This window comes from Streptomyces sp. NPDC002851 (genome assembly GCF_053591935.1).
The window spans coordinates 172440-199249 of the sequence record NZ_JBSFUT010000013.1; the positions used below are offsets into that span (position 1 = coordinate 172440).

The window sequence follows — 26810 nt, forward strand, 5'->3', positions numbered from 1 at the left end:
GGGCGAGATGCGTGAACTCGTGCGCACGCTCCGCGACTTGTACGGATCTTGGACGCCTCCTGCATGCCCGTTGGACCGGCCCTAACCGGCATCCAGCGACGGTGAGAGCACCCCCGCAGAAACGGGGAACGCAGCTCACCCAAGGATGTGTCATGAAGCGTCAGATACCTGCCCGGACCACCCTCGTCACCGGCGCCGCCCTGCTCGTCGCCGCCGGTACCCTCACCGTCGGATGCAGCGCCACGGCCGCGGAGAATCCGGGCGCGAAGGCCGCCGCCGCCAAGGCCACCGACCCCGCCGAGCCAGGCAAGTCCGCCGAGGCCACCAAGAAGGAGATCGCGGGGCTCTTCGACCAGTGGAACGCCGCGCTCCGGACCGGTGACGCGGGGCGGGTCGCCGACCGCTACGCCCCGGACGCGGTGCTGCTGCCGACCGCCTCGCCGAAGATCCGTACCGACCGTGCGCAGATCGTCGACTACTTCGAGCACTTCCAGGAGAACAAGCCGAAGGGCGAGATCGTCCGCTCGGTCATCAACGTCCTGGACGAGGACTCGGCCATCGACGCCGGTCTGTACGCGTTCCACCTCACCGACCCGAAGACCGGCGAGAAGAGCACCGTCCAGGCCCGCTACACGTACGCGTACGAGAAGCGCGACGGCACATGGCTGATCGTCAACCACCACTCCTCTGTGCTGCCGCCCGAGAGCTGAGCCGCAGCACGATCCGCACGCACAGGCCGCGCCCCCCGCCGGGCGCGTCCCGCAGCGAGACGGTGCCGCCGTCATCCGTCACCAGCTGCTTCACGATGGCGAGGCCGAGGCCGGAGCCGGACTTGCCGGTGAGGCCCTGGCCGCGCCAGAAGCGGTCGAAGGCGCGGGACTGCTCCGCCGCCGACATCCCGGGGCCCTCGTCCACGACCTCCAGGGCCACCTCCTCGGCGTGCACCTCGGCCCGCACGGTGATCGTGCCGCCGTCCGGGGAGACCTCCAGGGCGTTGGAGAGCACGTTGTCGAGGATCTGCTCGAGATGGCCCGGGTGCGACACCACCCGCAGTTGGGCGTCGCACTGGCCCACGAGCGTGATCGTCACGCCGCGTTCGTCGGCGGCCGGCCGCCACACCGCGAGCCGCTCCGCCACCGCGGCGCGCAGGGGGAGCGGCTCGGCGGCCGACACCTGGGCCTCCGCGCGGGCAAGCACGAGGAGCCCGTTGACCAGGCGGCTCATCCGGACCACTTCGGCGGTGGCCTGGTCCACGTCCTCGCGTACGAACGGCTCGTCGACGCCGTCGGCGATGTTGTCGAGGGACAGGCGCAGCGCCGTGAGCGGCGTGCGGAGCTGGTGCGATGCGTCGGCGACGAAGATGCGCTGCGCGGCGACCAGGGTGTCGAGGCGCTCGGCGCCCTGGTTGAGGGTGCGGGCGAGGGTCTGGGTCTCGGACGGTCCGGTGACCGGGGAGCGCGCGGTCAGATCGCCGTCGCCGAACCGGCTCGCCATGGCGTTGAGTTCGCGCAGCGGCCGGGTCAGGCGCCGGGCCGCGAGCGCGCCGAGCCCGGCGGCCACGCCCAGGACGGCGACGGCGAGGATGGCGCGGAAGCCCCAGATGGTCCAGAGCCGTTCGGTGAGATCGGAGGTCCGGTACGTGATCCGCACGGCGCCCGCGACCGCGCGCGGCTCGGTGCGTTCCCGGGCCGGAACGGTGACCGTCAGCTCGCGGCCCCAGACGAACTGCGACCCCCAGTCGACGGTGGTCCTCCCGTCGTGAAGGGCGCGGTTCAGAGCGGTGTCGTACGCCTCGGAAGGCGCCGACGCCGTGGCCGCGCCGGAGCGGGCGGGCCGGGGCAGCGTCCCCACGGCGGCGCCCTCGGCGGTGACGGCCTGGACGGAGCCGGGCGTCTGGTCCGCGTACGCCTCGGCCATCCGCACCAGTGCCTCGCGCGACGCGGGGTCGTTATCGGCGAGGAGCAGGGCCATCGTCGTGGCCTCGCGGCGTACCGACAGTTCGGTGTCGCCGCGCAGTTGGTCGGTGAGGGTGAAGGCGACCGGCACGGTGAAGGCGGCGACGGCGACGGCGACGAGCAGCACGTAGCTGACGATCAGCTGCCGGATCATGCCGGGTTCCCCGCGTGGCTGCCGTTCTCGTTGACGACCAGGCGGAACCCGACGCCCCGTACCGCCTCGATGGTGATCGCCTCCGCGAGCTTGCGGCGCAGGGCGGCCACGTGGACGTCCAGGGTCTTGGTGGGACCGAACCAGTTGGCGTCCCAGACGGCTTCCATGATCTGTTCGCGGGACATGAGGGCGCCCGGCTCCTCGGTGAGGAAGGCGAGCAGGTCGTACTCCTTGGGCGTGAGCGCCACCTCCGCACCGTCCAGGTGTACCCGGGCGGCCTTGCGGTCGACGGTGAGGCGTGGCCCGTACCGGTCGGGTCCGGCGGCGTCCGGCGACTGCCCCTGTACGGGTGCGGCGGCCGTGACGCGGCGCATCACCGCGCGTATGCGGGCGATCACTTCGCGCACGCCGAAGGGCTTCGATACGTAGTCGTCGGCGCCGAGCTCCAGGCCGACGACCCGGTCCGTCTCATCGCTGCGGGCGCTGATCACGATGATCGGGACCGCGTCGCCACGGGCCTGTAGCGCCCGGCAGACGTCGAGCCCGTCGGCATCGGGCAGGCCCAGGTCGAGCAGAACGAGGTCGTAGCTCTGCTCGGCGGACAGGGCTGCCCGGCCGGTGGTGACCCACTCCACTTCGAAGCCGTAGCGGACCAGGCCGCGACGGAGTGACTGGGCTACCGGCTCATCGTCTTCCACCAGGAGAATGCGCACGCGCCCACCCTAGTGAGGCCTCAGGTTTTATTGAAAGTTAATGCACATTGTGTTCGTCAGCCGTCGGCGCAGGGTGTGGGCGGCGGCTCCGGCGCTCAGGAGTCTTCCGCTCGCCCCGCCCAGATGCCGCGGCTGTGCGTGAGGTGTTTGCGCATGAGCTCGGCGGTCAGCTCGCCGTCGCCCGCCTCGATGGCGTCCACGATGGCGATGTGCTCCTCGCCGGAGTGGGTCAACTCGCCCTGGTCCGCCAGCTTTTGCAGGCCCTCCATGCGGGCCTGGTCGCGCAGCTGGCCGACCATGGCCACGAGGCGCCGGTTGCCGAGGAGCTCGAGCAGCCCGAGGTGGAACTGCCGGTCCAGGTCGAGGAAGGCGGTGAGCTCGCCGTCCCGCGCGGCCTCGGTGATCTGCTCGGCGAGCCGACGGAACTCCGGCACGGGTGCGCCGTCGAGGTTCTGGACGAGCTCGGCCATCGCCGGTACTTCGAGCATCGTGCGCACGCGGTAGATCTCGTCGAGGTCGTGCTCCGTGAGCACCGGGACCCGGAAGCCGCGGTTACGGATGATCTCGACCATGCCGAGATTGGCGAGGTCCATGATCGCCTCGCGTACGGGGGTGACCGAGACGCCGAGCCTTCCGGCCACATTGATGACGCTCTCCACCTGCCCCGGTTCGATCTGACCGAGGACGATCTGGGTGCGCACCGCCTCGCGTGCCTGCTCGCGCAGGCTGACGGACTTGAGGCGCGGGTTCTGGGCGGGGCCTGTGGAGGCGCGGGAATACGGTGTGGTCACACCTCATGCATAACACGGAACACCCAGGTGGGGGAGGGGGATGCCGACCCTTGTCCCGCACCGTGAGGTGTAATACCTTACTCTGCATTCCCGCTTCCAAGGCCAATGAGGTGCCATGAAGACCATCACCGTCGGCGAGCGCGACATCCGCGAGGCCGTCACGATGAACGAGGCGATCGACGCCGTACGGCAAGGCTTCGTCGATCTCGCCGGTGGAGAGTTCGAGATGCCCACCCGGACCGCGCTCCGGGACGGCCAGTTCCTCGTGATGTCGGCCCACCACCGGTCCACCGCCTCCGCGATGATCAAGACGCTGAGCCTGAACTTCGACCGCAAGCCCGCCATCGCGGGCACCGTGGTCTGGAGCGAGACCGGCCGCCTCGACCACCTGATCGCGGACGCCGGGACGGTCACGGCGCTGCGTACCGGTGCGGTCGTCGGTGTCGCCACCGATCTCCTCGCCCCGCGCGACGCGGGACGGCTCACCCTGATCGGCGCGGGCGGGCAGGCCGCCGACCAGGTCCGCGCCGTCCACGCGGTCCGGCCGCTGCGCCAGGTCACCGTCGTCGACGCCGACCTGCGCCGCGCCGCGGCGCTGATCGAGACGCTCGCCCCCGAACTGCCGGGAGTGGAGCTCCTGACCGCGGCCGACGCGGCGTCCGCCGTCCAGGGCGCCGAGATCGTCTGCTGTGCCACCAACGCGACGACCCCGCTGTTCCCGGAGTCCGCGCTGCCCGCACAGGTGCACGTCAACGCCATCGGCGCGTACCGCCCCACCATGCGCGAACTCCCCGACGACCTGCTCGCGGGCAGCACCGTCGTCATCGATGAACTCGACGCGATCCTGGAGGAGTCCGGCGAGATCATCCACGCCCTCGAAGCGGGCGCCCTCACCAAGAACGACCTCACGGAGCTCGGCACCGCACTCACGGCCGCCAATGCGGAGTACGCCAAGCGCACCGTGTTCAAGACCGTGGGCGTCGCCGTCCAGGACTGGGCCCTCGCCCGCCTCCTGGCCGACAAGTTCCTGCCGGAAGGACCACGATGACGGACCATGCGGTGATTGTCGGCGGGGGAGTGATCGGCCTCGCCACCGCCTACCGGCTCGCCCGCGACGGCCTCACCGTCACGGTCGTGGACGCGGCCCGCGGCGAGGCCGGAGCCTCCGCCCACAACGCGGGGTGGATCGTGCCGATCATGTCGGCCCCGGTCCCGGCCCCCGGGATGGTCGGCAAGGCGCTGCGCTGGATGGCCCGGAAGGACAGTCCCCTCTACGTCCGGCCGTCCCCGCGCCCCGAGCACGTGCGCTTCATGGCGAGCATGCTGCGCCACTGCAACAGCAGGGACTTCCACCAGGGCCTGGAAGCCCTCGCCACCCTGAACGAACGCACCGTCCCGCTCTTCGACGCCTACGACAAGGACGGTGTGCCCTTCGAGTACCACCGCACCGGTCAACTCATGGTGTTCCGGACGCGGGAGGCCATGCGCGGATACCAGGCGGACACCGCGCCGTTGGAGCGGATCGGCCACACCGCCGTCCCGCTGACCGGTGACGAGCTGAGGGATCTGGAACCCGCACTCAGCGGCCAGGTGCAAGGCGGCCTGCAGTGCCCGCAGGAACGGCATGTGGACCCGGTGAGTCTGGTCAGGGGTCTGGAGAGCCGCTGCCGGGACCTCGGGGTGCGGATCCTCCAGGACCGGCGCGTCACCGCCGTACGGTCCCGCGGTCACGAGGTGACCTCGGTGACCGCCGGGGGAGAGGAGATCGACGGTGATCTCTTCGTGCTCGCGGCCGGGGCGTACACCGCCCGGCTCTCGCAGCTGGCCGGATTCCGCCTGCCCATTCAGCCCGGCAAGGGGTACGGGTTCGACGACACCAGTGGTGCGGTGGCCCTGCGGCACTCGGTGTATCTCGGTGAGGCGAAGGTGGCCGTCACGCCGCTCTCGGACCGGCTGCGGTTCGCGGGAACCATGGAGTTCGGCAGCTTCGACGCCACCATCGACCCGCACCGGCTCGGCGGCATCGTCCGCTCCGCCCATGAGTTCCTGCCCGACTTCCCGGCGGCTTCGCGCCCCCGGGGCTGGTCAGGGCTGCGTCCGATGACGCCCGACGGGCTGCCGGTGATCGGGCCGCTGCCGGGCAAGGACAACGTTTTGGTTGCGAGCGGGCACTGCATGCTCGGCGTGACCCTGGCACCGGTGACCGCGGAGATCATCGCTGCCCAGGTCAAGGGCGGTGAGCGGGCCGCCGAGGTGGCCGGCACCGCCGCTCCCTTCACCCCGCGGCGCTTCGGCCGCCGCAGAAGTTCCTGACTGGACCCTTGCAAATCGGCCAGTGAGGTGTAAAACATTACTCCCACGCGTCAAGGATCACAGCTGCACCCGTCGTAAGGGGGAGAGCGATCACGAGGTGCGGCGCTGGCCTGGCAGGGCGCGGTAGTCCCCATCCAGCTGAAACGGAGCGAATCTGATCATGGCGCGTCAGACATCCGGCCCGAAGCAAGAGGTGTTTTCCAGCCGCTTCGCGTTCGTGGCCGCCGCCATCGGAATGGCGGTGGGAACCGGCAACATTTGGCGGTTCCCCCGCGACGTAGGAGCAGGCGGTGGCGGTGTCTTCATCATCGCCGTCGTCCTCACCAACCTGATATGGGCGGTCCCGCTGCTGATGGCGGAGTCGTTCCTCGGATCCCGCAGCCGACTCGGCACCATCGGCGCGTTCCGTGAGTTCATGGGCCGCAAGTTCGCCTGGATGGGCGGCTTCATGGCCGTGGTCACGATCGGGATCCTCTTCTACTACACCGTGATCTGCGGCTGGGCGCTGCGCTACTTCGTGTACGCGGTGAGCGGCAAGTTCTCCTCGGGCGTCGGCAAGGAGCAGACACAGACCCTGTGGGACAACTTCGTCGGGAACCCGACGCAGACGATCCTCTTCCACGTGCTCGCCGCGGTCCTCGTCGGCGTCGTGGTGATCCGCGGCCTGAAGGGCGGCCTGGAGAAGGTCCTCAAGATCACCGTGCCGCTGCTGTTCATCATTCTGGTGCTGCTCGCGGTGCGTGCCATGACCTTGTCGGGAGCGGGCGAGGGGCTGCGCTACCTGTACGTGCCCGACTGGAGCAGGATGCTCGACGGCGAGATGTGGCTCGGCGCGTTCGTGCAGACCGCCTTCTCCACCGGTGCCGGCTGGGGCCTCTACCTGACCTACTCGGTGTACATGCGCAAGAAGGAGGACTTCGCCCTCAACGCGGGCATCGTCGTCGCCGGTAACCACCTGGCCTCGCTGCTCGCCGGTACCGCGGTCATCTGCACGGTCTTCGCGGTGCAGTCGCCGCTCTACGCGCAGGAGGCGGCCGCCTCGGGCGACCAGGGGCTGATGTTCGTCTACCTGGCCGCGCTGTTCGGTCAAATGCCGGGCGGAACCTGGCTGTTCGCGCCGTTGTTCTTCCTCGTCCTCGTGCTCGCGGGTCTGTCCAGCCTGATCTCCATGATGGAGCTCGCCGCGCGCAACGTGATCGACTTCGGCATCAAGCGCAAGCCGGCCGTGATCGTGATCGTCCTCGTCACGCTCGTCGGAGGCATCCCCTCCGCGCTCGACCTGGACATTCTGACCAACCAGGACAACGTCTGGGGTGTCGGACTGCTGATCAGCGGTCTGTTCGCGGCCATCGCGATGATGCGCTTCGGCCTCGAACGTGCCCGGCGCGCGCTCGACCTCGCGAGCGACTTCAAGGTCGGCGCTTGGTGGAAGGTCCTGATCGGACTGTTCCCGCTGATGTTCGCCGCGGTGTTCGGCTGGTTCATGTACCTGTCCGTCACCGACCCCTCGCAGACCTGGTACGACCCGTTCAAGACGTTCAGCATCGGCACGATGGTGCTCCAGTGGACGCTCGTCTTCCTGGTGATGCTGCTGCTCAACAACGTGTTCTCGCGAAGGATCAGGCGCAGCGTAGTGACGGACGACGAGGGCGACGAACAGCTGGCGCCCACCAACCAGGGACAGGAGGCCTGACCCATGGACGCGGAAACCACGCTCTGGACGCTGATTCTCTTCGGCGGGACCGTGCTGGCGGTGGTGTGGCTCAGCTACGCCGCATGGCGCAAGGAGAAGGACCGGGGCAACGGCGGAGAGAACACCGACACCACCGCCGACAGCAGAGAAGCCGACGGAGCGGAGAAGGGATAACGGCATGAAGGTGGCCGGCATCGACTGCTTCGGCTACAACTTGCGCTACGCACACGGCGAGTACGTCATGTCGGGTGGTCGGGCCGCCACCTCCGAGGTCGGTACGCTGGTCCGCCTGCGGACCGACGAGGGGCTCGAGGGGTGGGGCGAGATCACCCCCCTCGGCAACCGGTATCTGCCCACCCACTGGGCGGAGGTGCGCGCGGCGCTGCACACCCTGGCACCGGCGCTGCTCGGCCAGGACCCGACCAATGTGTCCGCGATCCGGCGCACGCTGGACGGCGTTCTGCTCGGCGGCGGTTACGCCAAGGCCGCCGTGGACGTCGCGTGCTGGGACCTGCTCGGCCAGGTCTGCGGGCAGCCGATCGCCGCACTGCTCGGCGGTGTGCTGCAGGAGGACTTCCCCCTCTATGAGGCCGTGCCCCTGGCGTCGCCGCAGGGGATGGCCGACTTCGTGGTCCGCCGCGAAGAGGCCGGGATCAAGCGGTTCCAACTCAAGGTCGGCAACGATCCGTTGGAGGATACGGACCGCACGCGCGCCGTCGTCGACGCGGCCGCGTCGGACACCCTGGTGGTGGCCGACGCGAACGGTGGCTGGAACCTACGGGCGGCCCAGATCGCCGTGGGCGCCATGGCCGGGCTTCCGGTGTTCATCGAGCAGCCCTGCCGGGAGACGGACGACTGCGTCTTCGCGATGCGGCACTCCAGCCTGCCGCTGGTGCTCGACGAGTCCATCGTCACCGCGAGCGATGTCTTCCGCGCGAAGTCCGACGCGGGGGCCGTGTCCATCAACATCAAGATCAGCCGGGTGGGCGGGCTGACCCAGGCGGCGCGCATGCGCGACCTCATGCAGGACCTGGACCTGATGGTCTCGGTCGAGGACACCTGGGGCGGCGACATCGTGAGCGCGGCGGTGAGCCATCTGGCGGCGAGCACCAGGCCGGAGAACTTCCAGAACGCCTCGTTCATGAACGACTGGACGGACGGACACGTCGCCGGGTACCAGCCGCGCTCCCAGCGCGGTCGCGGTGCGGCGCCGACCGGCCCCGGCCTGGGCATCACCGTGCGGACCGAGGGGCTTGAGTCCGTCTTCCAGATCGAGTGACGCACGGTTCGTCCGACGCACGGTTCGTGTGACGCGCGGTGCGTCTGACGGGCGGTTCGTGTGGCGCGCGGTTCGTGTGACGCGCGGTACGTCTGAAGTGTCGTACGTCTGACGCGTCGTACGTCTGACCAACGGCACGTCGGACGTACGACGCGTCAGCACGTCAGCGCGGCAACCACCGGCGCCCGCCGCGTCCGGCCGCCACCAACTCCCCGACGGTGGCGAGCTTTTCCCGCGGGCGCCCCGCGTCCCGCCCCCGGGCCATCTCGGCGCGCTCGATCGCCGCGAGGCCCCGGGCGTCCAGGACGTGGCGGTTGCGGCGCCGGACGAGACGGGTGAACGCCTTCGCCGGATGCGCGGTCGTCGGGAGGTTCCCGGCGACCGCGTCGGCGAGCAGCGTGCCGACCGTCTCGGCGGCGCAGGAGCGGTTGGCGCCGATGCCGCCGGAGGGGCCGCGCTTGATCCAGCCCACGACGTACGTTCCCGGGTGCCCCGTCACCCGCCCCGCCTCGTGCGGCACGGTGCCGGAGTCCTCGTCGAAGGGCAGCCCGGCCTGCGGCACACCGCGGTAGCCGATCGCCCGGAGCAGCATCCCGGCCGGGATGTCCTGTTCGCCCGAGCCCGAGCCCGTGCCCGAGCCTGCCCCCGCCCCCGTGACCCGTACGACTCGTGCGTCCTGGTCGGAGCCCGAACGGAACTCCACCGGTGAGGAGTTGAAGCGGAACACAATCCGCCGCCCCGGCTCCGGGGGCCGCGACCAGTCCACCTCGCGGCGCGTGACGTCCCGCAGCACGGCGGCCTTGTCGCCCGGCGCGGCCGCGTCGATCGCCGCACCAGTACGCGAATCATGGTCGTCCACGACCAGCTCGACGCCCGGCAGATGCTTCAGGGCGAGCGCCTCGGACCGGGTGTACGACGCGTCCTCGGGGCCGCGGCGGCCGAGCACCACCACCTCGCGGACGCTGCCGGCGCGCAGTGCCGACAGGGCGTGCCCGGCGAGGTCGGTGTCCGCGAGCGCGTCCGGGTCGGAGACCAGGATCCGGGCCACGTCGAGCGCAACATTGCCGTTGCCGACGACCACCACGCGTTCCCCGGACAGGTCGGTCGGGGCGACCGCGTCCGGCGCGACCTCGGGGTGGGCGTTGTACCAGGCGACGAACCGGGTGGCCGGGAGGCTGCCCGGCAACTCCTCGCCCGGGATGCCGAGGCGCCGGTCGGTGGCGGCGCCCACGGCGTAGATGACCGCGTCGTGGTGCGCGGCGAGTTCAGCGGCGGTCAGGTCACGGCCCACTTCGAGCCCGAGGTGCATCCGTACCCGTGGGTGGCTGTGGAAGCGGGCGAAGGCCTCGCCGACCTTCTTGGTGGCGGGGTGATCGGGCGCCACGCCGTACCGCACCAGACCCCCGGCCACCGGAAGCCGGTCGATCAGGGTGACCTGGGCGTTGGTGTGCAGGAGCAGGTCCTCGGCCGCGTACATCCCGGCGGGCCCGGTGCCGACGACCGCGACCCGCAGCGGCGCGAAGTCGGCGGGCAGCTGCCGGTCGAATGTCGGCCGCCCCCAGACGTGGAAGTTCGGGCTGTCCTCGGCGAGTTGAGCCTCGCCCTCCGTGCCCGCCTCCTCCTCGCCGTACTCGTAGTACGCGGCGTTGAGCTCGGCGTACTCCCGCTGCGGCCCCATCAGGCTGTCCGCCGGGAAGATCGCGTCGACGGGGCAGGCGTCCGCGCAGGCGCCGCAGTCGATACAGGACTTCGGGTCGATATACAGCATCTCGGTGCTGCCGAACGCCCGCTCCTCGGGCGTCGGATGGATGCAGTTGACCGGGCAGACGGCGACACACGTGGCGTCGCTGCAGCAGGTCTGGGTGATGGCGAAGGTCATGGTGTGTCGGATCCCGCCCGGTTCAGATCAGGTTGGCGCGCTTGTAGAACGCGAGGGCCGGCTTGGTGAGCAGCCGGGCCGAGGCCAGGAAGTCCATCAGGCCCGAACAGCTGGACCGCATCATCGACTTGTGGTGCTGATTGGCCTTCGCCTCATCGAGGGCGCGCCGCTGGTCGAGACCCGCGTGCTCGTACACCTTCTTGTTCACCATGCTGGTGACGATGACGTACGAAGCGACCGCGATCACAAAGGCGCTGATCTGCCGCCGCACCCAGCCGGCCTTGGCGAGCCGCTTGCGGGTCTCGTCGCGGGCGAACTTCATGTGCCGCGACTCCTCGACGACATGGATGTTGTTGATGGTGCGGACGAACGGCACCACGCGCTCGTCCCGCATCCAGTCGCGCTGCATCACGTCGAGGACCTCCTCGGCGACCAGAATCGCCGCGTACGCCGCCTCGCCGAACGCCAACGTCTTGAAGGCGCGGCCGAGCTCGACCGCCACCCGGTGCGGGCGGTACGGCGGTGCCTGAAGCTTCTGGGCGCCGCGGGCGAACATGATCGAGTGCCGGCACTCCTCGGCGATCTCGGTGAGCGCCCACTGGAAGCGGGCGTCCGTGGGGTCCTTGGCGTAGATGTCGCGCAGCACCATCTGCTGAAGGATCATCTCGAACCAGATGCCGGTGCTGGCCACCGACGCGGCCTCCTGGCGGGTCAGCTCCTTGCGCTGGGCGTCCGTGAGTTCACTCCAGTACGCCGTCCCGTAGAGGGTGCTCCACTCCGGGCTGGTGCCGTGGAAGTCCTTGTCGAGGGGCGTTTTCCAGTCGACCTCGGTCGCCGGATCGAAGGCGAGCGTGGCGGCCGAGGCGAGCAGTCGCTCGGCCGTCCTGTCCGCTGCCCTGCCCTCATAGGGCTGGTTCCCGGTGGTGCTCTCGGCGATGTCTCGTGCCATGGCGCGGCTCCCGTCCTGCGAGTGCGCAGATCGTGCGGATCGGCGTTACCGCGGGTAAGTATGTGGCCGGAATCGCGTTGCTGACAAGATGTCTAACACGACTTCTCGGTGCCTCTCAGCCCCTGGGCCGCCGCGCGGAACTGGGACGGCCACGCCTAGCGGCGGAACAGCGCCGCCCAGAGGAAGTTCTCGCCGAACAGGTCCGAGTCCGCGGGCTCGTCTCCCATCCGGCGCAACCCGACCTTCGTGAGCCCGGCGCAACTCGACCTTCGTGAGCCCGGCGAAGATCGCGCGAGCGACCAGGAAGTGGATTCCAGCCGATTCGGGAAGAGCAGCCGGGGCGCGGAAGCGCAGCTCGTCCGGGCAATGAGCGGCCGTATTCCGGCCATACGCCGGTCGCACGCCCCGCGGGGGGTCTCGCATCCGCGCCCGCCCCTGGCATTCTGGTTACAGCCCTCGCCGTTCCCCCGTCGGCGAGGGCCCCTTACTTCTCTGGGCGGATCCTCTTGCGCGACGCACGGCTTCTCCCGAGAGCCCGTTACCACGCCGCCCCCAGAGCAACGGCCGCTCCGGCATCCCCCCGTTGAGAACGCACGAAGCCGGAGCGAATGGCCGTCCCTTCAGGGACCGTAGTGCGGAGAATGACGATTCTCAAGATGTCGGGCAAGGGCGAAGGGAACGCGAAACGTGCGCATCGCCGACACGGGCGAAACTGTCGGCCAAGATGGTGTCCGGAGTTGGGAGAAGGCGTCGACGGACGGCATCATGACGGCATGAGCGAGGACTTCATCGTCGAGGACCAGGACGTCATCCGTGACGAGGACCGGGACGCCGGATGGGACGACGAGGACGAGTACGGCCACCAGTAATAATTCGGGTGACAGTGCGATCCCGGCTTCCTAGGGTTGCCGATCATGCAACCACTTACCGAGCCGGAGGTCCGTGCCTCCTTCGTCAATTGTTCGAAGGGAGAGGCCCGCCGGATCAACATCCCCCGGGACCTGGCCGAGCGCCCCTGGGAGGATCTCGACCTTCTGGGCTGGCGGGACCCAGGTGCCCCGGACCGCGGCTATCTCGTTGCCGAGCGGAACGGCGGCCTCGTCGGTGTCACGCTGCGCGCCTCGCAAGGCGTCCTGCGCGGCATGGCCAAGACGACGGTCTGCTCGCTGTGCCTCACCGCGCACCCCGGCAGCGGGGTGGCCCTGCTCGCCGCCCCCAAGGTGGGCGCGGCCGGGCGGCAGGGCAACACCGCGGGCGCGTATCTCTGTGCCGACCTCGCCTGCTCCCTCTACATGAGGGGCAAGAAGCAGACCGGGGCCGGGCTGCGCTTCAAGGAGACGATCGCCCTGGAGCAGAAGATCGAGCGCTTTCAGGTCAACCTCCATGCCTTCTTGGTGAAGGTCGGGGTCGCCTGAAGGGCGGGGCGACGGGGCCCGGACAGGCGCTATGCCTGCCCGGGCTTGCTTGTTGGTCGTGCGCTCAATAGCATCCGGGGCATGTCGTCCAGCACGCCACGCAAGCGAGTTCGCAAGTCCCCGGCCGACCGACGGGCGGAGATCGTCAGTGCCGCGGCCAGGGTCGCCCTGACCGAGGGTCTGGAGTGCATCACCCTGCGGCGGATCGCCGACGATCTCGACGTCCGGCCCGGGCTGATCAGCCACTACTTCCCGGTGGTGGAGGAGCTGGTCGCCGAGGCCTTCGGCAGCGCCGCGAGCGGCGAGCTCGACACCCTCGTGCCGCCCGACCGGCCGGAGGGGACCCCGCTGAGCCATCTCGCCCGCTTCTTCGCGCGCGCGACGGGCGAGGCGTACGACGACATCAGCCGCCTCTGGATCAACGCACGGCACCTCAGCCGCTACCGGCCCGCCCTGCGGGACCGCGTCGCCGTACAGGAGGCCGCCTGGCGCGGCCGCCTCGAGGGGCTCGTACGGGATGGCGTGGCGCGGGGCGAATTCCGGACGGACGACCCTGAAGTGACCGCTATTCAGATGCTCGTGGTGCTCGACGGCCTCGGCGCCCACGCCAACTCCGAGGCCAGGCCCCGTCCGGCGGCGGTGACACGGATGGCGGTGTCGCTCGCGGAGCGTGAACTTGGGCTTGAGCATGGGGCGTTGGGGGCGTTGGGGGCGTTGGGGGTTGTGGGGGAGAACGGCGGCTGACGGTTCAAGCCGCGCCCGCTCGCGCCTGTACGCGCCCGCTCGCGCCTGTACGCGCGCTCGCGTCCGCTCGTGCCCGTACGCACTGCCCCCGCCCATCCCACCGCCGCAAGGAGCCCACTCCCCGTGCACAGCCCTGTCGTTTCCCTTGTTCTCCTCTCCGCGCGCCTGCTCGACCCGGTCACCGGACGCGTACGGCCCGAGACCGCGCTCGCCCTGTCCGGCGGGAAGGTCGTCGAGCTCGGTGACGATCGGCGGGTACGCGCCCTCGCGGGTCCCTCGACCATCGTGCTCGACCTGAAGGGCGCCGTCGTCACGCCCGGTCTGGTCGACGGGCATCTGCATCCGGTGTCCGGGGCCGAACTCACCCATGGGCTCGACCTGTCGGGCTGTGCCGACCTCGACGCCGTACGCGAACGCCTCGCCCGGCAGGCCCGCGCGCTGCCGCCGGGGGCCTGGCTGCACGCCTGGGGGCTCGACCCGAATGTCTTCGGGGACCACGCGGTCGGTTCCGCCGCGCTGGGCCCCGTGCTCGACGGCATCCCGGCGCTGCTGCTCCTCTTCGACGCCCACTCCATGGTGGCCAGCCCGCGGGCCCTGGAACTGGCGGGTGTGACCGGGCCGCGCCACTTCGAGCAGGCCGCCGAGGTCGTCTGTGACGCTGCCGGGCGGCCCACCGGGCTGCTTCTGGAGGACGCCGCCTGCGCGCTGGTCGAGCGGGTCGCGCCCCGGCCCACCGCTGCCGAGCGGCGCGCCCGGCTCGCCGCCGTGCTGCGCGACATGGCCGCCGCGGGCCTGACCGGTGGCCATGTCATGGACGCCAATGACGACAGTCTCGCGCGCTATGCCGAGCTCGACGAGGCCGGCGAGCTGCCGTTGCGCCTTCGGGTCGCGCCGTGGTGCCAGCCGGGTGCGGACGCCGATGCGGTGCGCGCGCTGGTCGCGCAGCAGGGCGTCGGTGGACGGCTCTGGCGTACTGCCGGGGTCAAGCTGTTCATGGACGGCACCATCGACAACGGCACCGCCTGGCTCGAACGCCCGGACTGCCACGGCGAGTCCACGCACGCCTTCTGGCCCGACCCCGCCGCGTACACCCGGATCGTCGGCGAACTCCACCGCGCGGGCGTGCCCACCGCCACGCACGCGATCGGCGACGCCGCCGTGCGGCACGCCCTCGACGCGGTCCAACAGGCCCGTGCCGCCGCGGACTTGACCGACACGGCGGTACGGCACCGGATCGAGCACATCGAGACCGTGCCCGACGACACCCTGCGCCGCTTCGCCGAGCTCGACGTGATCGCGTCCATGCAGCCCACCCACTGCTGCGACTTCACCCGCGCCGACCACACCGACAACTGGTCGCGGCGGCTCGGCGAGGAGCGCGCGTCCCGCGCCTGGCGCTGCCGTGACCTGGTCGACTCCGGGGCCACGGTGGTGCTCGGCTCCGACTGGCCGATTGCCCCGTACCCGCCGCTCGGCGTCATGGCGGGCGCCCGCCACCGTCGCCCGAGCCGCGACCTCACCCGGCCCCCGCACGGCCTGGACCAGGCCCTGAGCGCCCTGGAGGCGTTGCGGGGCATGACGGTCAACCCGGCCCGTGCGGCGGGTGAGGAGGCTGTGGCCGGGCGGCTCGCCATCGGGCAGCGGGCCGACCTGACGGTCTTCGCGGACGATCCGCTGACCACGGCGGCCACCGAACTCACGGAACTGCCGGTCCTCTTGACGGTCGTCGATGGCCAACCGGCCTATCGCGCCGCCGAGTTGAGCTGACCCGGACGTATGCGGGTCAGGATCCCAGGCGCGAAAGTTCCGCAGGCCGAAGGCAACCGGACCCGCGTCGGCGGCGACAAGGAGGTGCAAGGGGGAGCGGGCACGCTCCCTTCCACCTCCGAGGAACGGGACGCATGAGCCGACACAGACGGACACTGACGCGGGGTCGCGTCGTCACCGCGCTCGCCGCCGCGGTCGGGCTGACCGGTGCGGCGGTCGCCACCAACTCCCTGCTGTCGCCCGCGGGCGCCGCGGCCGCCTGGCCCGAGCCGACCGGACAGCAGGCCGTGAGCCGGACCATCGAGGTCTCCGGCACCTTCGACGGCGGTCTGAAGCGCTACTACGGCAGCGGTGACCTGGGAGACGGCGGCCAGGGCGAGGACCAGGGACCCATCTTCCAGCTGGCGGACGGTGCCGTCCTGAAGAACGTGGTCCTCGGCGCCCCGGCCGCCGACGGCGTGCACTGCCTGGGCCGGTGCACCATCCAGAACGTGTGGTGGGAGGACGTCGGCGAGGACGCCGCCACCTTCAAGGGCAAGTCCGCGGACTCCGTCTACCTGGTGTACGGCGGCGGCGCCCGCAAGGCCGATGACAAGGTGCTTCAGTTCAACGGCGCGGGCAAGCTCGTCGTCAGCAAGTTCCAGGTCGAGAACTTCGGCAAGCTGGTCCGGTCCTGCGGCAACTGCTCGACCCAGTACAAGCGCAGCATCATCATCAACGATGCCGACATCACCGCGCCCGGCGAGGCCATCGTCGGCATCAACACCAACTACGGCGACACGGCCGCGCTGCGGAACATCCGGATCCACGGCGATCCGGACAAGAAGATCGACACCTGCGTCCGGTACACCGGCAACGACTCCGGCGACGAGCCGGTGGAGACCGGCAGCGGCCCGGACGGCGTGCACTGCCGCTTCACCGAGTCGGACATCACGTACGACTGACCGGCCCCCGCGTAGAAGAAGACGGCCCGGCCGGAACTCGATCCGGCCGGGCCCTTCCCGTGCATCCACTCAGACCTGTGTTTCCACCCAGTCCTGTGTTTCCACCCAGGGGGCGCGCTACTTCGCGTACAGCAGCGTCCCGAACCCCAGCTGGTCGAAGCCGCCACTGCTCGGGCCGTAGTCCCCGCCGCCGCCCTCCGGCCGCACCTTCTCCGCCATGGCGGTGATGTACGGGACGGAGAGGCCCCGGCGCCGCACGTAGTGGTAGTGCAGGATGTCCCACACCGGCCGGAGGTGGCCGCGGCTCGTCTCGGAGATCACCGTGTGCTCGCGCTGTGCGCAGTTCTGGCCGGTGCCCCAGGTGTACCGCGTGAACGGCACGTCCTCGCCGAGGTTGTACTTGGCGACGTACTGGGCGGCCTTCATGAACCGGTTGTTGTCGTATCCGTACAGGTCGACGCCCTGGTTCCAGGCCATCTCGCAGATCGCGCCAAACTGGCCGATGCCCATCACGGTGTGGCCCTGGTCGCGGCCGCTCTCCTGCCACTGAGCGAGCGCGTGCCCGTCGACGTCGTCGTACACGAAGGGGATGGCGTGCGGGAAAGAGCCGTTTCCTTCGCCGCTCTCCAGGTACGTGATCGCGCGGTCGAAGTACGCCTGGTCGTCGCAGACAATGCCGATCGCCATGATCGACGCGACGTTGCACAGGTCCCAGTTGGCCCAGTAGTTGGTGACGCAGGCGTCGTTGTGCCTGGTGAGGAACTGCTCGTTGACCGGGTGGAAGACCTCGCGCAGCATCGTCCGGCAGCGGCCCAGGTCGAAGCCTTCGTAGTCGCGCATCAGCTCGGCGGCGTTGGCGAACTGCCAGCCGTAGAGCCCGGCGGCCAGGAACCGGTCGGCATTGCCGGTGACCGTCTTCAGGGTGCCCGACCAGGCGTTGAGGATGTCGCGCGCGGTGTCGCCGTGTTCGCGGCTGCCCGCGATGTGCCAGCGCAGGGCGTTCTGGTAGGCGGCGTGGATGTCGTTGTAGAGGAGCGTGTAGTTCTGGCCGTCGCCGCCGCGGAGGATCGTCTCCTGCGGTCGGGGCGTCCATCCCGCCGCGGAGTGGCCGTTGGCGGTCAGGCGCTGCCAGCCGGACAGCCAGGGCTCGGATCCGGCGGCGACCCTGGCCTTGGCGCGGCTGAGTTCGCCGAACGCGTGCAGCGCGCCCGGGTGCGTGAAGGCGGCCTTGGGCGCGGCATCCGCAGCGGGCGCCGCGGGCGCCGCGCCGGCCGGTTCACCGCCGTTGAGGGCGAGCGCACCGCCGCCGACGGCACCCGCGGCGGCCGTACCGGCGGCGATCTTGAGCAGGCCGCGGCGGCCGATGCGGTGGCTGTTGTGGTCTGCCATGTGGGGGGCTCCTTGAGTAGTACGGGGGTGGGGGGAGGGAGAACGAGGGGGACCGGAGGCGTCCCGCCGGCAGGTGCGTGGAGGTCAGCCCTTGACGGCCCCCGTCAGCATTCCGGCCCTGAAGTGCCGCTGCACGAACTGCGACAGGACGGCCACCGGCAGCAGGCCGAGCACCATCACCGCCATCTGGATGGCGAGCGGCGACAGTTGCCCGGTCTGGATGGCCTGCGTGAGGCCCGTGGGCCGCTGCTGCTTGAGCACGAGCTGCTGCATGACGTTCTGGAGCGGCAGCATCTCGGGGTCGGAGAGATAGATGGAGGCGTTGAACCAGGCGCTCCAGTAGCCCACCGCGTAGAACAGGGTGATCACCGCGATGACCGCGCGGGACAGCGGCATCACGATCCGCCACAGGATGCGCAGTTCACCGGCGCCGTCGAGGCGGGCGCTCTCGATCAGCTCCCGCGCGGTGCTCATGAAGAAGGCCCGCAGCACCAGGATGTTGAAGACACTGACCGCGCTCGGCAGGATCAGCGACAGATAGGTGTCCGTCAGACCCAGACCCTGCACCACCAGATAGGTGGGGATCAGACCGGCCCCGAAGAACATCGTCGCCACCAGGAACACCAGGATCGGCCGGTGCAGCACGGACCCGCTGCGGGACAGGCCGTACGCGCACAGCACCGACACGACCATGCTGAACAGCGTGCCGACGACCGTGACCCCGACGCTGACCAGGAGCGCCCGGGTGACCTGGCCGCCGCTGAGCAGCTCCTGGTAGTGGATGAGGGTGAGCTCGCGCGGCACCACCACCAGGCCGCCCGCCTCGGTGATCGACCGCACCGTGGACAGGCTGGTGACCACCACCACCCACAGCGGGAAGAGCACCGCCAGACACACCAGGCCGAGCACTCCGCCCTTCACGGCAAGGCCGGGCGCGGTCGGCGGCTCCTCCCAGGCGGGCCGCAGCCCCGTCCGGCTGCCGGGCCGCAGCCCGAACGTCAGCAGACTCACCGCCGGTACACCCCCTGCTCGCCCATCAGATGGGCCGTCTTGTTGGCCGCGAGGACCAGGAGCAGGCCGAAGACGCCCTTGACGATGCCGATCGCCGCGGCGTAGCCGAAGTTGCCGTTGTCGAGGCCGGTGTTCCACACGTACGTATCGAGGACCTCGGAGGCCGTCGGCCCGACCGCGGTGCGCTGCAACAGGATCTGCTCGAAGCCCACCGTCAGGGCATTGCCCACCTGAAGGACGAGCAGCAGTGCCAACACCGACCGCAGCGCCGGGAGTTGGATGTGCCACATGCGCTGCCAGCGGTTCGCGCCGTCGATCGCCGCGGCCTCGTACAGGTCATGGCTCACGGCGGCGAGCGCGGCGAGAAAGACGATGACACCCCAGCCCGCGTCCTTCCACAACAGCTCGAAGGTGACGAGGAACTTGAACAGGCCCGGATCGGTCATCACGTCGAAGCCCTCGTGCCCATGGTCACGAAGCACCTGCGCGACCAGGCCCGCGCCCCCGAGCATCTGCTGAAACACCGTCACGACCAGGACCCAGGAGAAGAAGTGCGGCAGATACAGGATCGCCTGCGCGACCGCCCGCACCCGGGGCCGGACAAAGCTGTGAAGGAACAGGGCGAGCAGCACCGGCACCGGGAAGAACAGCGTCAGCTGTAGCGCGAAGATCGCCAGAGTGTTCCGCACCGCCTGCCAGAACAGCCGGTCCTCCACCATCCGCTGGAAGTGCTCGAACCCGACCCACGGGCTCCGCGCCATCGCCTGAAAGGCGTTGTCCGAGAGATACGGGTCGTAGTCCTGGAAGGCGACCACATTCCCGAGCAGCGGTACGTACGTGAAGACCAGGAGCAGCAGCACCGTTGGCAGCACCATCAGGAGCAGCGCACGGTCGCGGCGCAGCCGGTGTCGCAAGGGGAGTGCCGTGTCGGGAGGCCGTGCCATGTCAGGAGGCCGCGCCGGTGTCGGCTGTCTTGGCAGTTTCGGCGGTTTCGGCAGTTTCGGCGGTTTCGTCGGCGAGTTTCTTGTACCAGTCGCGCAGCCGGTCGCCGCCGCCCGACCGCCAGTCGGCGACGGCCTGCCGCATGTCGGAGACCTTCTTGCGGCCGCGCACGATGTCCTTCTCCAGGTCCTCGAACTCGGCGTTCAGCGCGGCGTAGCGGTTCGGCTCGCGGATCTGCAGGCCGTGGAAGAGCGGCTTGCGGACATGCGCGCCCTGGCGCTGCTGCCACTCGGTCATGCCCTGCACCACGTCCGGGTGGTCCGTGTACGAGAGGAACGGGGCGGGCGAGGCGAGGTACTCGTACGTCCCGAAGACCTCGTTGTTGCCCTTGCCGGTCTTGGTGAGCACCCCGTCCTCGAACGTGTGGTGCACGCCCTCGACGCCGAACTGGCGCAGCCGCTGCTCCTTCGAACCGTACGGCGCGGCACAGTAGTCGGCGAGCGCGAGCACATCGCGCACGGTCTTCTCGCCCGCCTTCTCGCTGATGAAGGCCCACAGGTCGGCGGGCGGCCGGGCGTACAGCGTCGGCTTGCCGCCGTCGGGCGCGAAGTAGTCGAGCGCGGCCATGCGGAACGAGTCGTTATCGACGCGCTGCACGACCGTCGTGCCGTACCAGTCGGAGACGTCGCCGTTGTAGAGGAAGATCTTGCCCGAACCGGCCAGGGTCTTCATGTCGCCGGTCTCGGCCTTGGCGTCCGGGTGCACGAACCCCGCCGAGTACAGCGAGCGGGACCACGCCAGGGCTTCGAGGTAGACGTCGGTCTCGTAGCGGTGGACCAGGCGGTCGCCGTCGAGCTTCCAGTAGTACGGCTTCTCGGGCAGCACCCCGAACATGCCGAACGCGAACCACGACATGTCGCCGCACGCCCACACCTTGCTGCGCGGCGCGTTCAGGTCCTTGCACAGGTCGTAGAACTCCCGTGCCGTACGCGGCGGTTCGATGCCGTCCTTCGCGAAGAGGTCGGCGCGGTACAGGGCGGCGATGTTCGGCGTGGTCGGCGCGGGCATCGGCAGTCCGCGCAGGGCACCGTCGAAGACGGAGCGCTGCCAGGCGCCGGTGGGGATCGCGGCGAGATTCGGGTACTCCTCCACCCGGTCGCCGCTCAAGTAGGGGCCGAGGTCGGCGAACTTCTGGCCGATCGCGCTCGGAATCCTGCCGGTCAGCTCCCAGCCGGGCACGACCACGGCGTCCGGGACGCCGGAGGAGGCGAGCACGGCGCCGAGCTTCTGCCCGTACGTATTGCCGTCCTGGTTCTGCCAGCGGACGGTGACACCGGCGCCCTTGTCCATGGCGGACCAGTAGGGGTTGCCGTGCTTCGGCACGTTCCCCCAGATCGGGGCCATGACCGTCACCTCGCCGCCGGAGCCGAGCCGCTTCGGCACCGAGCTGACGAGGTCGGCGGCCGGAACGGCCTTGAGGTATCCGGCGGCGGAGCCGTTCTTGCTCGGGAGGTCCGGGGGGAGGGTCTTGGCGGCCCGGTGGTTCGGCAGGAGCTTCTTCAGGTCCTGGCCCGTAGTGGTGCCGTCCGCGGTGCCCCCGCCGCTGCCGCCGCAGCCGCCGAGCAGGGGGACCCCGGCGGCCGCGGCGGCGGTCAGCGCGGCCGATGAGGTCAGGAAGGAACGGCGGGACGGATGTCTGGGAAGCGAGGTCATGGCGTCAACCCTTCGGGCGCGGCGCAGACTGCACGGCTCGGTGAAACGGCCTTCGAAGCGCTTCGATGCGGCAGTGAGGCTAGGTCAACCCCCAGGGGTGCACAAGGGACCGCGTACGAATTGAACGTCGGCGGGAGCAGTGTCAACAAGCCGTTCGATGCGGGGAGTTGGACGCTGCCGCTCGGGTACGCGCCTTGACAGCGACCCAGCCTCACGCGGAGCATCGAAGCGCTTCGAAGATCCGGGCAGCCGCACGAGATCCCGCCCGAGGAAGGCTGGACGTGACCCCTGAGAGCACCCCCGAGAGCCCCGGTGGAACCACCGGTGGCCCCGCTGGAACCCCGCTGTTCCGCGACCCGTCCGCGCCCCTCGACGCCCGCGTCGACGACCTCCTCCACCGCCTGACCCCGGACGAACGCCTCGCGCTCCTGCACCAGTTCGCGCCCGCCGTCGAACGGCTCGGCCTCGCCGCGTTCCGCACCGGACAAGAGGCGCTGCACGGTGTGGCCTGGATGGGGCCCGCCACGGTCTTCCCGCAGGCCGTCGGGCTCGGCGCCACCTGGAACCCCGGGCTCGTGCGGCGGATCGGCGCGGCCGTCGCCGCCGAGACCCGGGCGATGCGCACCCGCGACACACGCGTGGGCCTCAACCTGTGGGCGCCCACCGTGAATCTGCTGCGCCACCCGCTGTGGGGCCGTAACGAGGAGGGCTACTCCGAGGACCCGGCCCTCACCTCCGCCATCGCCGTCGCCTGCACGCGCGGCCTGCGCGGCGACCACCCCGAGCACTGGCGCACCGCGCCGGTACTCAAGCACTGGCTGGCCCACAACAACGAGACCGCCCGGGACACCTCGTCCGCGTCCGTGCGCCCCCGCGTCCTGCACGAGTACGACCTGCGGGCCTTCCGCGCCGCCGTCGAGGCCGGTGCCGTGGCCGGGGTCATGCCCGCGTACAACCTGGTCAACGGCCGCCCCAACCACGTATCGCCGTATCTGCGCGAGCAGTTGCGCACCTGGACGGACGACGAGCTCCTCGTCTGCTCCGACGCGGGCGCGCCCACCAACCTGGCCGGTTCGCAGCGGTACTTCGGCACGCACGAAGAGGCCCTGGCCGCGGCCCTGCGCGCGGGCGTGGACAGCTTCACCGACCACGGAGCCGACTCCGGACCGACTCTCGAGGGTCTTCGCGGGGCGCTCGCGCGGGGACTCATCGACGCGGCCGACATCGACAGGGCGGCCCGCCGCCACCTTCATGTCCGGTTCCGTCTCGGTGAGTTCGACCCCGGTACCGGGGTGGACGACGGGGCCTGGGACACCCCGGAGCACCGGGCCCTCGCCCGGGAAGCGGCCGAGCAGGCGCTCGTGCTGCTCAAGAACGACGGCCTGCTGCCCCTCGCCCCGAACACCAGGATCGCGGTGGTCGGCCTGCTCGCCGACGAGAGCAAGCTCGACTGGTACAGCGGCACCCTGATCCGCCGCGCCACGCCGCTCGACGGCATCCGGGAGCGGTTCGCGGACGTGGTGTACGCGGAGGGCGCGGACCGGGTGCGGTTGCGGGCCTCGGACGGTACGTGGCTGCGGGTGCCGGAAGCCGCCGAGGAGAGCGAAGTCCGGGGTGCGGAGGGCGGGTTGGACCCGGCGCTCATCGCGGGCCGCACCGATCTGCCGCCGCTCACCACGGACGCGTACGGCAGTGAGCTCGCGCTCGCCGACTGGGGCGACGGGGTGCTCACGCTGCGCGCGCCCGACGGCCGGTATCTGTCGGTCGCCGCCGACGGGTATGTCCGGGCGTCGGCGGAGCAGCCGGGCGGCTGGGTGGTGCGGGAGACCTTCGGGCTCGAACGGCACGCGGCGGGGCACCTCCTTCGGCACCGGGGAACAGGTGGTTACCTCTCTGTTTCCGCGGACGGCCTGAGGGTTGCCGCCGCGGCCGTGGACGCCGAGGTCTTCTCCCTCGAGGTGGTCGAGCGCGGCACGGACGCGGTGGCCCGGGCCGCCGCCGCGGCGGACGCGGTGCTCGTCGTCGCGGGGAACGATCCGCACATCAACGGCCGCGAGACCGAGGACCGCACCACCCTCGCCCTGCCCGCCCACCAGGACCGCCTGTGGCGCGCCGCGCACGCCGCCAACCCGCGCACGATCCTGGCCCTGACCTCCTCCTATCCGTACGCCGTCGGGGCCGCGCAGGACGCCCTGCCCGCGCTGCTCTGGACCGCGCACGGCGGGCAGGCCGCGGGCACCGCCCTGGCGGCGGTGCTCGCGGGCGAGGTGTCACCCGCGGGCCGGCTGCCGCAGACCTGGTACCGCTCGGACGCCGACCTGCCGGACCTGTACGACTACGACGTGATCGGCTCCCGGCAGACGTATCTCTACTTCGAGGGTGAGCCGCTGTATCCCTTCGGGCACGGCCTGTCGTACGCCTCTTTCCACTACCGGGACTTGACGGTGTGGGCCGTGGGGGAGGAGGTGCGGGTCACCGTGACGGTGGCGAACACGGGCGGCGCGGCGGCGGACGAGGTGGTGCAGGTGTACGCGCGTGCCGCCGACTCTCTCGTGCCCCGGGCCCGGCGGCAGTTGGTGGGCTTTCGCCGGGTCCGGCTCGGGGCCGGGAGCGAGCGACGGCTCGAATTCACCGTGCCGGTCGACGCGTTGGGGTTCTGGGACGTGACGCGCCGCCGCTGGACGGTGGCGCCGGGACGGTACGAGTTCCTGGCGGGTGCCTCCAGCGCGGACATCCGCCGCACCGCGTCCCTGACGGTCGACGGCGAGCAGGTGCCGCCGCGCCCGGTCCTGACGCACGGCATCGAGGCGGTCGCGTACGACGCACAGCGCGGCACGGTGATCACGGACGAGACGAAGACGTCCGGGGACAGCGTGACCCCGGCGGCCGGGCCCGCGGTGGGGGAACTCCGCTATCGGCGCTGCGACTTCGGGAGCCACGGCTCCGGGGCCCTGTACGTGTGGTACGCGGGGGAGGGGACGGTGCGCGTGGGCCTCGACGGCGACCGGGCCCCGTGCGCGGAGCTGACGCTGTCCGCGACCGAAGGGCCGTATGCCTACCGCATGGCCACGACGGGGATGGACGTGCGCGGCGTACACGATCTGTGGGTGGAGCTGTCCGGCCCGGTACGCCTCGCCCGGCTCGATTTCGGAACCCGCCGCGACGCAGCACCCCGACCTTGACCATCTCGAACGCAGCTCATTAGAGTCGCTAACATCTGTTATTGCGAACGAAGTTCGAGATGTCGAACAGTGGAGGTTGTCGAGGTGACGGAAGCACAAGGCCGCCCAGAACCCGTCCGGAGCATCGACCCGCGCACCGGCGCGCAGCGCGAACAGGTCGCGCAGGAGGCCACGGCGGACGACGTGGACGCGGCGGTGCGGGCCGCGCACGCCGCCCGCGCGGACCTCGCCGACCGCACCGTACGCGCCGCCTTCCTGCGCGGCGCGGCCGACCTGCTCGGCGAGGCCGGGCCGGAGCTGATCGCGGCGGCGGACGCCGAGACCGCCCTCGGCACCGGCCGTCTGGCGGGTGAACTCGCCCGTACCTGCTATCAGTTGAGGTCCTTCGCGGACACCGTCGAGGAGGGGGCCTACCTGGACGTCGTCATCGACCACCCGGACGCGTCCGCCACCCCGCCCGTGCCCGACCTGCGCCGCTACAAGGTGCCGCTCGGCGTGGCCGCCGTCTACTCCGCCTCGAACTTCCCGTTCGCCTTCTCGGTGCCGGGCGGAGACACGGCCAGTGCGCTCGCCGCCGGGTGCCCCGTGGTGGTGAAGGCCCACCCCGACCACCCGGCCACCTCCGAGCTCGCGGCGGCCGTGCTGCGCCGGGCCGCGGTACGGCACGGCCTTCCGGAAGCGGTCGTCGGCCTGGTGCACGGCTTCACGGCGGGCGTGGAGCTGATCCGGCACCCGCTGGTCGCCGCGGCCGGGTTCACCGGCTCGATCCGCGGTGGCCGCGCCCTCTTCGACGCGGCGGCCGCCCGGCCAGTGCCCATCCCCTTCTACGGTGAACTCGGCTCCCTCAACCCGGTGGTGATCACCCCGGCCGCGGCGGCGGAGCGCCCCGAGGAGCTCGGCGCGGGGCTTGCGGGCTCGGTGACGCTGGGCGTCGGCCAGTTCTGCGTGAAGCCGGGGCTCGTGCTGCTGCCCGCCGGGGCCGACGGTGACCAGGTGCTCAAGGCCCTCGGCGAGGCCGTCGCCGCGACCGCGCCCGGGGTGCTCCTCGACCACCGCATGCGGGACAACTTCGTCGCGGGCGTCGCCGAACGGGCCGGACTCCCGGAGGTGACCGCGCCGGTGGCCCCGGGCGCGGGCGACAATGAGCACACGGTGCGGGCGGGCGTCCTCACGGTGCCGGCCGCACGCCTGCTGGCCGAAGGCCCGCACGACGTACTCCTGGAGGAGTGCTTCGGTCCGGTCACGGTGATCGCGCGGTATGCCTCGGACGCGGAGGCCACCGGCGTCCTGTCCCGGCTCCCGGGCAACTTGTCGGCGACGGTGCACCTGTCGGACGCGGAGGCCGCGGGGCAGGGGCGTGGTGCCGAATTCCTCGCCAGGCTGGTGCCGTTGGCGGGACGGCTCCTGGTCAACGGGTGGCCCACCGGGGTGGCGGTCGCGCCTGCCCAGCACCACGGGGGGCCGTACCCGGCCACGACCTCCACGTCTACCTCGGTCGGCGAGGCCGCCATCGAGCGCTGGCTGCGGCCCGTGGCGTACCAGGCGGTACCGGACGCGCTGCTGCCGCGGGAACTCCGCGAGGCCAATCCGCTGGGGCTGCCGCGGCGGGTGGACGGGCGGGCCGAAGAGGGCTGACGGGGGTCCGGGGTTCCCATTCCCCAGTCCCGCCCCTTCCCGAAACTGGGGGCTCCGCCCCCAGACCCCCCCCGTATCGCGCTGAACGCGCTCGTCCTCAAACGCCGGACGGGCTGAAGAGATCAGCCTCGCCGGGTGGGTGGGGGAGGTGGGGGCGCACCGAGTGGTGGTCTCCCACCCACCGGCGCGCCTCAATTGGCCCCTCCGGGTGGGGGAGGCGGGGTGCTTCCCAACCACCCCGAGCGCCCGAAAATCAAGCCCCTCCGGCGCCCAGGTCGTCTCGTGATTTGGCCCTTGCTTCGGCACTACTGGACCTCAAAAGTCGGCTTTCCGCTATCTCCT

At 70.8% G+C, this 26810-nt stretch carries 21 protein-coding genes; 12 read left to right on the forward strand and 9 right to left on the reverse strand.

Features of this window, described 5'->3' with window-relative positions; all coding sequences use genetic code 11:
* Positions 1–152 precede the first annotated feature (152 nt).
* Positions 153–710 (forward strand): SgcJ/EcaC family oxidoreductase, encoded by a 558-nt coding sequence (locus tag ACWD10_RS16480; protein ID WP_451091373.1) that lies wholly within the window; start codon positions 153–155, stop codon positions 708–710.
* Here ACWD10_RS16480 and ACWD10_RS16485 read toward each other — a convergent pair.
* The 3 genes from ACWD10_RS16485 to ACWD10_RS16495 all read right to left on the reverse strand — a co-directional run bounded on the left by ACWD10_RS16485 (position 673) and on the right by ACWD10_RS16495 (position 3613).
* Positions 673–2109, reverse strand: a complete 1437-nt coding sequence (locus ACWD10_RS16485; RefSeq protein ID WP_451091375.1) for an ATP-binding protein — start codon at positions 2107–2109, stop codon at positions 673–675. The genes ACWD10_RS16480 and ACWD10_RS16485 overlap by 38 nt on opposite strands.
* The gene (locus tag ACWD10_RS16490) at positions 2106–2822 is read right to left on the reverse strand and encodes a response regulator transcription factor (protein ID WP_451091377.1); all 717 of its coding nucleotides are present in this window, start codon (positions 2820–2822) and stop codon (positions 2106–2108) included. Before ACWD10_RS16490 ends, ACWD10_RS16485 begins: the two co-directional genes overlap by 4 nt.
* Positions 2823–2917: 95 nt before the next feature.
* Positions 2918–3613, reverse strand: coding sequence for a GntR family transcriptional regulator (locus ACWD10_RS16495; RefSeq protein ID WP_451091379.1), 696 nt, complete (start codon positions 3611–3613; stop codon positions 2918–2920).
* 115 nt (positions 3614–3728) lie between these two features.
* On the opposite strand from ACWD10_RS16495, the gene ACWD10_RS16500 reads away from it, so the two are divergent.
* The 5 genes from ACWD10_RS16500 to ACWD10_RS16520 all read left to right on the forward strand — a co-directional run bounded on the left by ACWD10_RS16500 (position 3729) and on the right by ACWD10_RS16520 (position 8898).
* Complete coding sequence (locus ACWD10_RS16500; protein ID WP_451091381.1) at positions 3729–4661, forward strand: ornithine cyclodeaminase family protein; 933 nt, start codon at positions 3729–3731, stop codon at positions 4659–4661.
* Positions 4658–5926 carry an NAD(P)/FAD-dependent oxidoreductase gene (locus ACWD10_RS16505; RefSeq protein ID WP_451091383.1) on the forward strand — a complete coding sequence of 423 codons (1269 nt, stop codon included), beginning with the start codon at positions 4658–4660 and terminating at the stop codon, positions 5924–5926. Before ACWD10_RS16500 ends, ACWD10_RS16505 begins: the two co-directional genes overlap by 4 nt.
* A gap of 160 nt (positions 5927–6086) precedes the next feature.
* Entirely contained in the window at positions 6087–7619 is a 1533-nt protein-coding gene (locus ACWD10_RS16510) for a sodium-dependent transporter (RefSeq protein WP_451091385.1), read from the forward strand.
* Positions 7620–7622: 3 nt separating this feature from the next.
* Positions 7623–7793, forward strand: coding sequence for a hypothetical protein (locus tag ACWD10_RS16515; RefSeq protein ID WP_451091387.1), 171 nt, complete (start codon positions 7623–7625; stop codon positions 7791–7793).
* Between the two features lie 4 nt (positions 7794–7797).
* Entirely contained in the window at positions 7798–8898 is a 1101-nt protein-coding gene (locus ACWD10_RS16520) for a mandelate racemase/muconate lactonizing enzyme family protein (RefSeq protein ID WP_451091389.1), read from the forward strand.
* 163 nt (positions 8899–9061) lie between these two features.
* Here the strand turns inward: ACWD10_RS16520 and ACWD10_RS16525 are convergent, their stop codons facing one another.
* Complete coding sequence (locus ACWD10_RS16525; protein ID WP_451091391.1) at positions 9062–10777, reverse strand: FAD-dependent oxidoreductase; 1716 nt, start codon at positions 10775–10777, stop codon at positions 9062–9064.
* Between the two features lie 22 nt (positions 10778–10799).
* A complete protein-coding gene (locus ACWD10_RS16530) occupies positions 10800–11726 on the reverse strand; it encodes an AurF N-oxygenase family protein (protein WP_451091393.1) in 927 nt (308 codons plus the stop codon).
* Positions 11727–12640: 914 nt separating this feature from the next.
* On the opposite strand from ACWD10_RS16530, the gene ACWD10_RS16535 reads away from it, so the two are divergent.
* From ACWD10_RS16535 to ACWD10_RS16550, 4 genes are all read left to right on the forward strand, one after another.
* Complete coding sequence (locus tag ACWD10_RS16535) at positions 12641–13141, forward strand: FBP domain-containing protein (RefSeq protein ID WP_451091395.1); 501 nt, start codon at positions 12641–12643, stop codon at positions 13139–13141.
* 81 nt (positions 13142–13222) lie between these two features.
* Positions 13223–13885: a TetR/AcrR family transcriptional regulator gene (locus tag ACWD10_RS16540; RefSeq protein ID WP_451091397.1), complete on the forward strand. Its 663-nt coding sequence runs from the start codon at positions 13223–13225 to the stop codon at positions 13883–13885.
* A gap of 123 nt (positions 13886–14008) precedes the next feature.
* Complete coding sequence (locus tag ACWD10_RS16545) at positions 14009–15652, forward strand: amidohydrolase (RefSeq protein ID WP_451091399.1); 1644 nt, start codon at positions 14009–14011, stop codon at positions 15650–15652.
* Between the two features lie 134 nt (positions 15653–15786).
* A complete protein-coding gene (locus ACWD10_RS16550; protein WP_451091401.1) occupies positions 15787–16596 on the forward strand; it encodes a pectate lyase in 810 nt (269 codons plus the stop codon).
* Between the two features lie 117 nt (positions 16597–16713).
* On the opposite strand, the gene ACWD10_RS16555 is transcribed toward ACWD10_RS16550, so the two are convergent.
* The 4 genes from ACWD10_RS16555 to ACWD10_RS16570 all read right to left on the reverse strand — a co-directional run bounded on the left by ACWD10_RS16555 (position 16714) and on the right by ACWD10_RS16570 (position 21651).
* The gene (locus ACWD10_RS16555) at positions 16714–17985 is read right to left on the reverse strand and encodes an alginate lyase family protein (protein ID WP_451091403.1); all 1272 of its coding nucleotides are present in this window, start codon (positions 17983–17985) and stop codon (positions 16714–16716) included.
* A gap of 84 nt (positions 17986–18069) precedes the next feature.
* Entirely contained in the window at positions 18070–18996 is a 927-nt protein-coding gene (locus ACWD10_RS16560) for a carbohydrate ABC transporter permease (protein ID WP_451091405.1), read from the reverse strand.
* On the reverse strand, positions 18993–19940 hold the full coding sequence (locus ACWD10_RS16565) for an ABC transporter permease (RefSeq protein WP_451091407.1): 948 nt from the start codon (positions 19938–19940) through the stop codon (positions 18993–18995). The genes ACWD10_RS16560 and ACWD10_RS16565 overlap by 4 nt, the downstream gene beginning before the upstream one ends.
* Position 19941: 1 nt before the next feature.
* Positions 19942–21651 carry an extracellular solute-binding protein gene (locus ACWD10_RS16570; RefSeq protein WP_451091409.1) on the reverse strand — a complete coding sequence of 570 codons (1710 nt, stop codon included), beginning with the start codon at positions 21649–21651 and terminating at the stop codon, positions 19942–19944.
* Between the two features lie 281 nt (positions 21652–21932).
* Between ACWD10_RS16570 and ACWD10_RS16575 the strand changes: the two genes are divergently transcribed.
* A complete protein-coding gene (locus ACWD10_RS16575) occupies positions 21933–24833 on the forward strand; it encodes a glycoside hydrolase family 3 C-terminal domain-containing protein (protein ID WP_451091411.1) in 2901 nt (966 codons plus the stop codon).
* 84 nt (positions 24834–24917) lie between these two features.
* The gene (locus ACWD10_RS16580) at positions 24918–26468 is read left to right on the forward strand and encodes an aldehyde dehydrogenase (NADP(+)) (protein ID WP_451091413.1); all 1551 of its coding nucleotides are present in this window, start codon (positions 24918–24920) and stop codon (positions 26466–26468) included.
* The last annotated feature ends 342 nt before the right edge of the window (positions 26469–26810 follow it).

Bases quoted from the DNA above. Each gene is read 5' to 3' on its own strand.
- ACWD10_RS16480 (WP_451091373.1), top strand. From the start codon at position 153: ATGAAGCGTCAGATACCTGCCCGGACCACCCTCGTCACCGGCGCCGCC.
- ACWD10_RS16485 (WP_451091375.1), bottom strand. From the start codon at position 2,109: ATGATCCGGCAGCTGATCGTCAGCTACGTGCTGCTCGTCGCCGTCGCC.
- ACWD10_RS16500 (WP_451091381.1), top strand. From the start codon at position 3,729: ATGAAGACCATCACCGTCGGCGAGCGCGACATCCGCGAGGCCGTCACG.
- ACWD10_RS16505 (WP_451091383.1), top strand. From the start codon at position 4,658: ATGACGGACCATGCGGTGATTGTCGGCGGGGGAGTGATCGGCCTCGCC.
- ACWD10_RS16510 (WP_451091385.1), top strand. From the start codon at position 6,087: ATGGCGCGTCAGACATCCGGCCCGAAGCAAGAGGTGTTTTCCAGCCGC.
- ACWD10_RS16515 (WP_451091387.1), top strand. From the start codon at position 7,623: ATGGACGCGGAAACCACGCTCTGGACGCTGATTCTCTTCGGCGGGACC.
- ACWD10_RS16520 (WP_451091389.1), top strand. From the start codon at position 7,798: ATGAAGGTGGCCGGCATCGACTGCTTCGGCTACAACTTGCGCTACGCA.
- ACWD10_RS16525 (WP_451091391.1), bottom strand. From the start codon at position 10,777: ATGACCTTCGCCATCACCCAGACCTGCTGCAGCGACGCCACGTGTGTC.
- ACWD10_RS16530 (WP_451091393.1), bottom strand. From the start codon at position 11,726: ATGGCACGAGACATCGCCGAGAGCACCACCGGGAACCAGCCCTATGAG.
- ACWD10_RS16535 (WP_451091395.1), top strand. From the start codon at position 12,641: ATGCAACCACTTACCGAGCCGGAGGTCCGTGCCTCCTTCGTCAATTGT.
- ACWD10_RS16540 (WP_451091397.1), top strand. From the start codon at position 13,223: ATGTCGTCCAGCACGCCACGCAAGCGAGTTCGCAAGTCCCCGGCCGAC.
- ACWD10_RS16550 (WP_451091401.1), top strand. From the start codon at position 15,787: ATGAGCCGACACAGACGGACACTGACGCGGGGTCGCGTCGTCACCGCG.
- ACWD10_RS16555 (WP_451091403.1), bottom strand. From the start codon at position 17,985: ATGGCAGACCACAACAGCCACCGCATCGGCCGCCGCGGCCTGCTCAAG.
- ACWD10_RS16565 (WP_451091407.1), bottom strand. From the start codon at position 19,940: ATGGCACGGCCTCCCGACACGGCACTCCCCTTGCGACACCGGCTGCGC.
- ACWD10_RS16570 (WP_451091409.1), bottom strand. From the start codon at position 21,651: ATGACCTCGCTTCCCAGACATCCGTCCCGCCGTTCCTTCCTGACCTCA.